This window comes from Pontibacillus litoralis JSM 072002, assembly GCF_000775615.1.
Taxonomy (GTDB): domain Bacteria; phylum Bacillota; class Bacilli; order Bacillales; family BH030062; genus Pontibacillus; species Pontibacillus litoralis.
Genome location: NZ_AVPG01000031.1, coordinates 16,726 through 27,528, shown reverse-complemented (window position 1 = coordinate 27,528; position 10,803 = coordinate 16,726). Strand labels below are relative to the sequence as shown.

The 10,803-nt window shown below is 37.7% G+C and carries 13 protein-coding genes and 1 riboswitch; of the genes, 4 read left to right on the top strand and 9 right to left on the bottom strand.

The window, feature by feature from the left end; genetic code table 11:
- Together N784_RS17280 and N784_RS14490 are read left to right on the top strand one after the other, a co-directional pair.
- On the top strand, window positions 1-273 hold a 273-nt coding region (locus N784_RS17280), incomplete at its 5' end, for a hypothetical protein (protein WP_036836063.1).
- A gap of 136 nt (window positions 274-409) precedes the next feature.
- Window positions 410-823 carry a hypothetical protein gene (locus tag N784_RS14490; protein WP_036836062.1) on the top strand — a complete coding sequence of 138 codons (414 nt, stop codon included), beginning with the start codon at window positions 410-412 and terminating at the stop codon, window positions 821-823.
- Between the two features lie 89 nt (window positions 824-912).
- Here N784_RS14490 and N784_RS14485 read toward each other — a convergent pair whose 3' ends face one another.
- The 3 genes from N784_RS14485 to N784_RS17140 all read right to left on the bottom strand — a co-directional run bounded on the left by N784_RS14485 (window position 913) and on the right by N784_RS17140 (window position 2,196).
- Window positions 913-1,293: a DUF2283 domain-containing protein gene (locus N784_RS14485; RefSeq protein ID WP_036836060.1), complete on the bottom strand. Its 381-nt coding sequence runs from the start codon at window positions 1,291-1,293 to the stop codon at window positions 913-915.
- Window positions 1,294-1,345: 52 nt separating this feature from the next.
- Window positions 1,346-1,882 carry a competence protein ComK gene (locus tag N784_RS14480; protein ID WP_036836059.1) on the bottom strand — a complete coding sequence of 179 codons (537 nt, stop codon included), beginning with the start codon at window positions 1,880-1,882 and terminating at the stop codon, window positions 1,346-1,348.
- 188 nt (window positions 1,883-2,070) lie between these two features.
- Window positions 2,071-2,196: a hypothetical protein gene (locus N784_RS17140; RefSeq protein WP_269745341.1), complete on the bottom strand. Its 126-nt coding sequence runs from the start codon at window positions 2,194-2,196 to the stop codon at window positions 2,071-2,073.
- Between the two features lie 102 nt (window positions 2,197-2,298).
- Here N784_RS17140 and N784_RS14475 point away from each other — a divergent pair, with 102 nt between their 5' ends.
- Window positions 2,299-2,784: a DUF3939 domain-containing protein gene (locus tag N784_RS14475; RefSeq protein WP_036836058.1), complete on the top strand. Its 486-nt coding sequence runs from the start codon at window positions 2,299-2,301 to the stop codon at window positions 2,782-2,784.
- Between the two features lie 440 nt (window positions 2,785-3,224).
- Here N784_RS14475 and N784_RS14470 read toward each other — a convergent pair whose 3' ends face one another.
- Window positions 3,225-4,427 carry a M48 family metalloprotease gene (locus N784_RS14470; protein WP_052127352.1) on the bottom strand — a complete coding sequence of 401 codons (1,203 nt, stop codon included), beginning with the start codon at window positions 4,425-4,427 and terminating at the stop codon, window positions 3,225-3,227.
- A 136-nt stretch (window positions 4,428-4,563) separates the two neighbouring features.
- On the opposite strand from N784_RS14470, the gene N784_RS14465 reads away from it, so the two are divergent.
- Entirely contained in the window at window positions 4,564-5,151 is a 588-nt protein-coding gene (locus N784_RS14465) for an SCO family protein (RefSeq protein ID WP_036836056.1), read from the top strand.
- Between the two features lie 56 nt (window positions 5,152-5,207).
- Here N784_RS14465 and N784_RS14460 read toward each other — a convergent pair whose 3' ends face one another.
- The 5 genes from N784_RS14460 to N784_RS14440 all read right to left on the bottom strand — a co-directional run bounded on the left by N784_RS14460 (window position 5,208) and on the right by N784_RS14440 (window position 10,797).
- On the bottom strand, window positions 5,208-6,743 hold the full coding sequence (locus N784_RS14460; protein WP_036836055.1) for a fatty acid--CoA ligase family protein: 1,536 nt from the start codon (window positions 6,741-6,743) through the stop codon (window positions 5,208-5,210).
- A gap of 287 nt (window positions 6,744-7,030) precedes the next feature.
- The gene (locus N784_RS14455) at window positions 7,031-8,392 is read right to left on the bottom strand and encodes a PFL family protein (protein WP_036836054.1); all 1,362 of its coding nucleotides are present in this window, start codon (window positions 8,390-8,392) and stop codon (window positions 7,031-7,033) included.
- Between the two features lie 11 nt (window positions 8,393-8,403).
- The gene (locus N784_RS14450; RefSeq protein WP_036836053.1) at window positions 8,404-8,679 is read right to left on the bottom strand and encodes an ACT domain-containing protein; all 276 of its coding nucleotides are present in this window, start codon (window positions 8,677-8,679) and stop codon (window positions 8,404-8,406) included.
- Between the two features lie 95 nt (window positions 8,680-8,774).
- A riboswitch (glycine riboswitch) is annotated at window positions 8,775-8,853 on the bottom strand.
- A 92-nt stretch (window positions 8,854-8,945) separates the two neighbouring features.
- A complete protein-coding gene (locus N784_RS14445; RefSeq protein ID WP_036836051.1) occupies window positions 8,946-9,734 on the bottom strand; it encodes a metallophosphoesterase in 789 nt (262 codons plus the stop codon).
- Between the two features lie 58 nt (window positions 9,735-9,792).
- Window positions 9,793-10,797 carry a lipoate--protein ligase gene (locus N784_RS14440; RefSeq protein ID WP_036836067.1) on the bottom strand — a complete coding sequence of 335 codons (1,005 nt, stop codon included), beginning with the start codon at window positions 10,795-10,797 and terminating at the stop codon, window positions 9,793-9,795.
- Window positions 10,798-10,803: the final 6 nt, after the last annotated feature.

The following is a 10,803-nucleotide window of genomic DNA, read 5'->3' as shown; positions in this document are numbered from 1 at the left end:
GAGTCAACCCCAAGTTACGGTGATGAACCAAAAAAATACAACATGTCTTCCTATCACATTTTTCAAAACTGGATATTTTGGAAAAGTGAAATGGTCAAAATGAGTGTTGATAAAATACCCGAAGACATCAAAGTTATTATTTTTCGTTCGTTTTTCTCTTCATTATTGTTTGAAGATTTTACAAGTTCCTGGGATACCGTACTCCATATAACAATAGACACCAAAGCTACTATAAGAATAATATTTGTAGACACATTTGATCTCCCTTCATAAGATGCTTTATGTAAATTTTAGCATACACTCTTCCTCCAAAGACGCGATGAATTATTTTTTATCATAAGAACGTTTCTTTTTGTGTAAACTTATTGTATAATAAGAACACATGTTCGTTTGAACAGGAGGGTAGAACATGCGCTATCTCCGTGAAGAAGACCGAGAACTCGCATCTCGTTTCTTATTTTTATCTATGGCACTCGTTGTTATTTCCAAAGACATTTACACCATTGAACAAGGACCATATAAAATCAAAGAACCTTATTTAGAACTCCTTCATAAGATGGAGCATAAAGGAAAAATAGAACGAAAAAACTTAAAACAGATCATGCAACAAAAGAAAGTAAACGTTCTCTTATTAAATAAAAACGAATCATTTACTTCTTACTTATTTACAGCCAATAGATATGAAGAAAAACGCAATTACTTCAATCCAGCCATCCGTAAAAAAGTAGAAATCATTATGCATGAACTGATGCAGAAAGCTTTGCAATCTGAACATGGAAAGCTTAATACTAATGGTGGACAGAAAAGAGAGGCGATAAACTAATGCCTCTCATTCTATCCATATACAAAGCGATTGTCACCATTACATTCTTCCAAACAAAGGATTCACTCACAAATATATCCCCTAATTGTTTACAATACATAATCCGCTGGATATTTCTCTACATCTACAATATCTAAACCTATAAAGCCTGTATAATCTTCTTTCGAAAAACAAAAGTCTAGTCCATTAAATGAATATTTACTAAGCACCTCTTTATTGGCAATTCTAAAGGAATACCCATTAGAAGTCTCTTTGAAGATTTCTTTTTCACCTTTCGCACCTTTTAACCTGAGTGCCTCTTCTTCAAACACTTCTATTCCTACGATTTTTTGCTTCCTATCGATATCTAAATTCAAGAATGCATTTACTTCCAATTCCTCTGTTTCTTCGATTTCATAATGATAGTTTTTGTTAAAGATATTAATATATCCAATTTCTATTTCTTCATCAAATTCAATTCTGTTATGCAATCGTTTCTCCTCACCTTTTCCAATATTCGTCTCATTCTATTCAATAAGTGCATTATGAATGAACAGACAAAAAGGACTCTGCAACCTGCTCACGAGAGATTTGTTTAGGTATAGTTTGAAGACGTTCATCTAGTTTGTAACGAAATTGAGCAGTACGTTGAACTTGATTCCAAATTGATCCTTTAGATACAGAGACTTCTATACTATATTTGTCTTTAAAAACAATGGTCGTATTTGAGTCCCCTTTACACTTCCTAATGTGGTCAATATGGGAATGGGCAATCCAAGAACAATTCTTTTTTTGCGGAGAGATGGTAGGAAAGAAATACATGCCATTAACCGGATCTACCGCAATTGGTGGTTTGTGCGTAATGCCGCTGACCTCTTTCGTTCCGTCAATCCTGCCCCTTAAGCTAGACCCAAAGAACTTGCAAGCTTGATCCATTAATTTAATAGGTGGGGAATCTACATAAAACTTCTCCCCATCCTCTATAACAAGCGAGACAATATACCCATCTTGCTCTACTGCAATTAATGCACACGTATAAGGTGAAACTTCAAAATCAGAACTTTTTCTCCATTCTTTCATTCGAAACATCCTTTCTCTCGTTTAGTTACATGATTAACTTACCATAAAAGAATCACTTTTTGGGCAAAACCTGTAAAAAATGCAGTTTTTTCATTTCTGCAAAAAGAAGGGTGACCATAGAGCGCAAAAGATTTCCCCCAAAACAGCACCAATATTTGATAAACTTAGAATAAGTAAATATTTTCTTACTATTGTTCTTCTATTGCAGATTGGTAGTCTTTCACATGCATAATAAATCCACCATCATTCATTCCGAAGTCAGGATTCAACATCGTATTCGTGTGTAATTCTAAATTTAATTCTTCATCATTCATACTAGTACCTCCTAACATGCTTTTTACTATAATGTGCGAATACTTTGTCATTTAAACACGTATCATTTATTTCATCACCAACAAATAAAAGGGGGCTCAACCATGTGGGGAAAATGGAAGCGCAAACAACAAAGGAAAAAAGAAGAAAACAAAGAAAGGCACGTATTAAATCAACGCAATGTCTCCTTATTAGAATTAAGGCAAGCCATTTATCGATATATGAATAATCTTCCTGATGGTATTGAATTACAAACAATTATTAACGAGGATAACACGATTGATTATGAACTACTCTCTCCTTACTTAGGGGCTATTCCAATCGAAACCTACTACATGTCAAAAGAAACATATGAAGTATTTGAAGAGCATGACTATCATCTTGTGTTAGATATAGACCGCATTCAGCAAGCAGTAGATAAATACATGAAGCAAATGAGTGAACTACCTGTGATAGAAGGCGATCCTTTTAATAAAGTGAATTTCTATAAACTGGAGAAAGCAGGTTTATTAAAGGAGCGTCCTGATCGTGTATTTTACATGACAGAGGACGAATATATGATTACACATAGACAACCAGAACGTAAATAATGATTATTTACGTTCTAATTTTGTATAAAAAAAGACCAACGCTACGAGAGCGCTGGTCAAAAAAGAGACGACTGGTTAACTTTTGAGTGAGGGAATTACTCATGAATAAGTATTTTCATTAGGAAAAGACTTATTCTGCACAGCATTTAAGCCTTCAAGCAGAAATACTGTTAGACGATTAAGAAACGAATGGGAAATGCTTTCATAATTAAAGTCACTGACCACTCAGGCTCTTAATCATGTCTTAAGTTTATTGTAATATAATCTCCCCTAAAAGTAACCGAAAATGAATTGCGGTATCACGCAAACCCTTGCGTGATTGTAACTTAATGTAAATGCTGATATGGTAGGCTTTCACTAAATTGGCACTGTATATTAGCATAAAGCCACCTATACCCTCCCCTCTATTCGAATTATTTCAATATAGTAATTTATCCTTATTATTCACTCTTCTCTCTTTGGATTTGTTCAATATACTCAATCCGCTCCGCAATCGGGGGATGAGTATAACGAGTCCATTTAATCCACCACGCAGGATCCATATCACTTTGAGACGCCTTTGCTAATGATTCATATGATTCAATGGCAGCATTAAGGTTCTCAGTATGTTGTATTGCGTATCGATCTGCTTCTATTTCCATCTCCCTAGATACATATAGCGCCATCGGTCGAACAGTAAACATGAGCATCGATGCAAGTAAAAGTAAGATTGGCAATGCCCTTAATTCTATCCATGACTTTAATCGGAATCGCCTTGTTGCCAATCGAAATACAACAGGATAAAACTTAGCAATAAGATATAAAATGACCATACTCAAAAGCAAATATCCAACAATCCCCCAATGAATGTGATCCATGACATAATGACCTATTTCATGGGCAACAATGAACAATATTTCTTCCGACTCCATTTGTTCCAACATTGTATCCCAAAGTACAATCCGGTGATGGGGACCAATTCCTGTTACATAGGCATTGAATGTCGTTGTCTTTTCACTCATTTCTACTTCGTATAAATCTGCTTGAGAAATACCAGCTCCTTTAGCTAGTTCCACAATGGCAGTACTTACATCATTTTCTCTCAATGGGGTTACCTCATCAAATAGAGGATCAATCCAAATTGGTTGAACATATAAAACGAATAATGCAAACGGTAGCAACCATAGCCAAACACCAATCCACCAATGCTTTTGGAATTTTTGCATACAAAAGCGTGTAATTGTAAGAAGAAAGGTGATGAGCACAACATACGATATACTTTGCATCGACCAATCTAATAACCAATCAGCAAGTGACTGATGTCGCACATTTGCCCATTTAGAAAGTTGAAAGCGCAATAATTGTAGAGGAAGTTTACATAATTGATACAAAGCGGTGAAACTTAGACCGAACGCAATTGAACGCTGCCATTCTTTAAGGAAACGCCGCTCGATGCGATGAATTACTGTATGGAAATATGAACTATTCCACACCATCCATAGAAAGAACCAAGTAAATGTCACACTTGTGAAATAAGAAGCATGTCCATATGCCGCATATTTCGTATCCCCTAGTGTATTCAATGAGTACATACAATGAAAATATCCCCACACTAACGTGAGAAATAAACTATATAGTAGTAGCATTCTTTTCATCCTTTTCATCCTTTTCACTCCTTTCTTCAGGAATCTCCTATTATTGTCATTAGTTGTTCAACATTTATAAGCTAATTTCCACCTCATTTGCTGTATTATAAACATAGTAATTGATTCATTTACACATGGAAGGAGGAGCACAGTCATGCGAAAGAAATGGTATATCGTCTTTATCTCTCTTTTAATTATCGGTATTGGACTAGGTATAGCTTATGTTGAATTTTGGCGTGATGCAGGGGTAAAGTTACCTACCGATGTTGAGATGACTACAGCATATGGAGAAGCATATGACTTAACAGAAATGGATGAGAAAGTTCGTATTGTTGAGTTTATGTATACGAAATGCCCTGATGTTTGTCCCCTTACAACCCAGCGAATGATGCATTTAAAAGATCAGTTCCAAAAAGCAGGTGTATATGGCGACAAAGTGGAATTCCTATCGATTACGATTGATCCGGAAAATGATACAGAAAAAGTGTTGCAAAATTATATGAAAGTTTATGAAACGGAAAATGATGAGAATTGGACCTTTTTACGTGGCTCTGTTGAAGACACAAAGAAATTAGCTGATCCATTTCGCTTTCTATTCAAAGACAATGGTACTGATTATCTTGTCCATACTTCCTACACGTATTTAATTGATGAAGACAATTATTTAGTAGCCAAATACCCTATGGGAGAAGGTTTTGAGAAAGATCGTGTGTACAACGACGTGATGAAATTAGTCAATTAACCTCCCATTTATTTATAATATGCAAAAAAAATGCTAGGATATCCTAGCATTTTCGTCTATGATTGAACTATTTTTTCGCGTAAATTTCTTCTTAGTATTTTACCAGTAGTATTCTTTGGTAGCTCGTCAATCAAATGAATCGAACTTGGGACCTTATATTTAGCTAAACGTTCACGGGAATAGGCTAGCAATTCTTCTTCAAACGCACCATCCTCTTTTAGTACGACAAAAGCTTGAACCGCTTCTCCTACATTTGGATCGGGAACTCCGATAACAGCAACTTCTGTTACGTTTGGATGGCGATAAAGCACCTCTTCTACTTCTCGTGGATAAACATTATACCCCCCTACCAAAATCATGTCTTTCTTCCGGTCAACGATATAAAAATACCCCTCTTCATCCATACGCGCCATATCTCCTGTATACAACCAGCCATCCCGTAAAGCATGCTCAGTTTCCTCAGGCATTTTGTAATAACCTTTCATGACGTTAGGTCCCCGTACAATTAATTCACCAACCTGTCCAACTTCTACCTCTTCTCCAAATTCATCAACCACCTTATTCTCCACGTTCACAATGTTTTGCCCAATTGAACCTGGCTTACGTGGTTTGTCCAGCGGATTAAAACATGTCACTGGAGAAGCTTCAGATAATCCGAAACCTTCTGACACTATGCAATCAAAAGTAGCTTCAAATTGTTGCAATAACGCAACAGGCATAGAAGCTCCACCTGAAATACAAAGTCGTAAACTACGCAAATCTTCTTTATGTAGCTCTCCGGCCTGAAGCAAATAATTATACATCGTTGGCACACCCGCAAATACAGTTGCTTGCCATTTTATCGCTAAACGGAATACTTCAGCTGGTGAAAATTTTGGCACAATGATAACCGTACCTCCGTTCATGAGAGGTGCATTTAATGATACAGTCAAACAAAAAACGTGGAACATCGGCAAAGCAGCAATTACTTTATCACTCGTTTGAATTCCTAAGTAATCAGCTGAATCCTTGGCATTAGAATACAAATTACGGTGTGTAAGCATCGCACCCTTTGGATTCCCAGTCGTCCCAGACGTGTACAAAATAACCGCAACATCATCGTCATCTATTATAGGGAACTGTTCCTGGAGAGAGCCCGTCTCCACCACATCTGTAAACGCTATCATTTTGTTTTGCAATGCACTCTTTCTTGCAACATCACTCGTTTCCGCTACAATATAATGCTCCATCATTGGCAAATAAGCATCGATCTTCTCGAATTTTTCGATAAACAAATCCATCGTAATGACCGCTTTTACATCTCCATTCATCAAAATGTATGTCAATTCATCAGGTGTATATAATGGATTAATAGGAATAACAGTTAATCCTGAACGCAAAGCACCATACATCCCAATCACAAAATGCGGACTATTCCCCAACATAAGTGCTACATGATCCCCTTCTTGGAGCCCTATCTTTCGCAAACCAGAAGCAAATCTCGTCACCGCGCCATCCAATTGCTGATACGTCGTTTCTTGATCTTGAAAAATGTAAGCCGTCTTTGCTGCAAAATCTCGTGCTGTGATCGACAATTGATCACTAATATTCATAAACACCCTCCCGAAAATGAATGAATAATCATTCAATATTGAATTTTCAAATTAATTATAGAATAAAACGTCCCTTTTGGCAAGTATTGGTGACTGTTCCTGACAGATTTGAAGCAAAAACTTATAGGGGCGTCTTATTTAGGTCCCGTTTTTCACGCATAATTCCCAGATTCCGAGCCTTCCATTCCACTAACTCTAAGCGCATGTGGACCTTCCGTACTCAAAATCACTACATCCGAAAAAAAGCTACATCGTCTTCTAGAACGATGTAGCTTTCTCTGATAGATTTAATTAATTAACGATTGCAATGGCGCTGGTATGCGGCCGCCGCGATTGACAAAAGCAGAAGAGCTGAATTCGTTCACGCCCATCACTGGTGCTCTTCCTAGCAAACCTCCAAACTCGACCATCTCACCTTCCTCTTTATTAGGGACTGGAATGACTCGGACGGCAGTTGTTTTTTTATTAATCATACCGATTGCCGCTTCGTCTGCAATAATACCTGATAACGTGCTGGCTGAAGCTTTTCCTGTTAACGCAATCATATCTAGACCTACGGAACAGACGCACGTCATTGCTTCTAATTTGGACAAGGAAAGAGATCCGTCCTGGACGCCACGAATCATACCGTTATCTTCACTGACTGGAATAAATGCGCCACTTAAGCCGCCTACATAAGAGCTTGCCATCGCCCCTCCCTTTTTTACGGCGTCATTCATTAAAGCTAGTGCCGCTATCGTTCCATGTGTTCCTACACGTTCTAAACCGATTTCTTCAAGAATTTGAGCAACGCTATCATTTAGCGCATTCGTTGGTGCAAGTGATAGATCTAATATGCCGAATGGAATATGAAGCTTATCGGCAACTGTACGGCCAATTAGTTCACCAGCGCGCGTAATCTTAAATACGGTCTTCTTAATTACTTGCGACACTTCGCCTAAATCAGCTTCTGGGTGTCTTTTTAACGCATGGAGCACAACGCCTGGTCCACTAACTCCAACATTTAACACTGCCTCTCCTTCACCAGATCCGTGAAAAGCCCCAGCCATAAATGGGTTATCTTCTACTGGATTTGCAAACACGACAAGCTTTGCACAGGCAAGACCGTCTTGATCTTTTGTACGCTCTGCAGCATCTTTTATAATTATTCCCATTTGTTTGACAACATCCATATTAATCCCCGCTCGAGTTGTGCCTACGGAAACAGAAGCACAGACCCGTTCCGTAACTGCCAGGGCTTCTGCTAATGAATCTAACAGTATTTGATCACCTTTTGTTACCCCTTTATGTACGAGAGCGGAATACCCACCGATGAAATCAACACCGATGTCTTTTGCTGCTCGATCTAACGTTTTCGCTACTTCTATCGCATCTTCTCGCGTTGCATTCCCAAGAATTTCTGCAATTGGTGTAACGGCTATACGCTTATTAATAATTGGTACACCGTATTCTTTTTCAACTTGCTCTGCATACGGCTTCAAATTACGGCCGTAGAAAACAATTTTGTCGTACACCTTTTGTTTCATTATTTGTATGTCGCTATCGGCACAATCCTTAAGATTAATACCAATCGTTACTGTACGAATATCTAAGTGCTCCATCTGTACCATTCGTATCGTTTCTGTCATTTCATTTAATCCGATTCTCATAGTAACTCCCCCTATACTCGATGCATTGCTTGAAATACTTCTTCTAATTGTAAGTCGATTTGAACGCCAATTTCTTCTCCAAGCTCATGTAGTATGTGGCGTGTTTCTTCAAGATGTTGAGCAGAAGTTACATCAATGACCATCATCATCGTAAAGAAGTCCTCCACAATGGTTTGGCTTATATCTAATACATTTAATTGATGTTCAGCTAGTACGTTTGTTACTTTTGCAATAATACCAACTTGATCTTTTCCTATAACACTTACTACTGCGCGTCGTTTCTCCATTTCCTGTCACCTCTATAATAGAATAAAAAAAAGATCGGACTCTCATCCAATCTCTGTAAACAGCATCATCTAAACAAAAGCACACAAATAGCTCTCTAGATGATTCTGTCCATTTGCCTGAGATTGTGAACCCTTCGGCGCCGCACTATGTGCGATCTCTCCAGAATATGCTCCTGTTATAGTGTTACCCATAACATTCATCGCTTATTATTTTGTTGTCCATATGACGATAAACGTATCATAACAAGGTTTATTTCTTTAGTCAACTAAACGATTCTTCGCAACTCATGAATCGTCACTTCACTTCGTACCATAAATCGGAAGTTCAAATGAGATTGCCCAATCCCTTTAGATATATAAAAAGGACCATGCTTTCCATAATGCTTCCCTTTATATATACCATTACGAGGAATCTGTCCCATATAGACGAAATGAAAAAAATAAGGAATATTTACTTGTTTACCGTGTAAATGACCAGCAACAAGCATCGAATAATTGTGCTGTAATTCCTGAATAATATTCGGATCATGCGTCAATACGACGACATCCTTTTGCTTTTTATTTGCAAAAGAAAAACTCATTTCCATATTGTGATGACCACGTCCATAATCATCAATACCAACAATCACAACATCTTCTTTCTCCACCCACTCATTTTTCATTAATCGAATGTTATAACGATTTAACAACCGTTCAAGCGTCCCAACATCCGTTAAATGCCGATCGTGGTTGCCTAATACGGCATAGCTTTCCACCCCATCTGTTTCAATCATGGATAAAAAGCGTTCTAACTTAGGCAGTTCCTTCTCCGTGCGATCAATAAAATCCCCCGTTAAGAAAATATAATCCGGCTGTTCTTCCTCGATAACACGTCTTATTTTGTTCAGCGACACGCGCATATTGCGAATATGAAGATCACTAATTTGTAGAATTTTCTTATTTACTTCACTATCCCACTCTACTCGTTCCACTTTCAACCATCTCGTTGGAAAAACGAAGAATAGTTCCCATCCTATCCATATCATAATACCAATTACGAATGCAACAACAACCATGCCATCCCCCACTTTTGCATAGAAAAAAGGCGAAACCGTGTAGATTCCGCCTGATGTATTAATAAATTAATGATAAAAAGTCTTCGCGAGAAATACGTCCCAAGTAATGAGAGATATCTAAATCTTGAATCGCCTCATCAATAGAAGCACGTTCATACCGCGTGCCGATTAACCGTTTCTCAATTTCACTAACTTCACCTACACCAAAGAAATCACCGTAAATCTTCGCGTTTTCGATCAGGCCTTTTTTCACGTCAAGGCGGACATCGACCGTTCCACCTTCAAAACGATGAGAATGTTGAATGTTAGCAGCTGGTGATTTACCATAGTTCCATTCCCACTTTTGGTAACGTTCTTCGGATAACGCATGGATATGCTTCCAATCTTCTTCCGTTAATGTATACCTAGGTACTTCCTCTATAGATTGCACATCAAATATGTAGCGTAAAATCATCGCTTTAAATTGTTCCATTGTCATCTGTTGTTCCATTAAATCAGACACGTTCGCTACACGACTGCGAATGGACTTAATTCCTTTGGAGCGAATTTTTTCTGATTTCACGCGTAAAGACTGAACAACGTTCTCAATTTCTGAATCGAACATTAACGTTCCATGACTAAACATGCGCCCTTTTGTAGAGAACTGTGCGTTTCCAGAAATTTTGCGACCGTCTTCTAATTGAATATCGTTACGTCCGGATAATTCTGCCTTTACACCAATTTGTTGTAATGCATCGGTAACAGGTTTCGTAAATTTAGCAAAATCATGAAAACTATTACCATCATCTTTCGTTAAGAAACTAAAGTTTAAGTTACCAAGGTCATGGTACACCGCTCCTCCACCAGAAAGGCGTCGAACAACATGAATACCATTTTCTTCAACGTAGTCTGTATTAATTTCTTCTATTGTGTTCTGGTTCTTCCCAATAATAATAGAAGGTTCATTAATATAAAAAAGCAAATAAGATGTTTCATTATCAATATCTAAATGTTTTAACACATATTCCTCAATTGCTAAGTTTATGCGAGGATCATTAATACCCTCGTTATCAATAAATAACAGCACAGG

Coding starts and splice junctions, on each gene's coding strand:
- N784_RS17140 (WP_269745341.1), bottom strand. CDS start 2,196: ATGAATGATGAAGAATTAAATTTAGAATTACACACGAATACGATGTTG.
- N784_RS14475 (WP_036836058.1), top strand. CDS start 2,299: ATGTGGGGAAAATGGAAGCGCAAACAACAAAGGAAAAAAGAAGAAAAC.
- N784_RS14470 (WP_052127352.1), bottom strand. CDS start 4,427: ATGAAAAGGATGAAAAGAATGCTACTACTATATAGTTTATTTCTCACG.
- N784_RS14460 (WP_036836055.1), bottom strand. CDS start 6,743: ATGAATATTAGTGATCAATTGTCGATCACAGCACGAGATTTTGCAGCA.
- N784_RS14465 (WP_036836056.1), top strand. CDS start 4,564: ATGCGAAAGAAATGGTATATCGTCTTTATCTCTCTTTTAATTATCGGT.
- N784_RS14450 (WP_036836053.1), bottom strand. CDS start 8,679: ATGGAGAAACGACGCGCAGTAGTAAGTGTTATAGGAAAAGATCAAGTT.
- N784_RS14445 (WP_036836051.1), bottom strand. CDS start 9,734: ATGGTTGTTGTTGCATTCGTAATTGGTATTATGATATGGATAGGATGG.
- N784_RS14480 (WP_036836059.1), bottom strand. CDS start 1,882: ATGAAAGAATGGAGAAAAAGTTCTGATTTTGAAGTTTCACCTTATACG.
- N784_RS14455 (WP_036836054.1), bottom strand. CDS start 8,392: ATGAGAATCGGATTAAATGAAATGACAGAAACGATACGAATGGTACAG.
- N784_RS14490 (WP_036836062.1), top strand. CDS start 410: ATGCGCTATCTCCGTGAAGAAGACCGAGAACTCGCATCTCGTTTCTTA.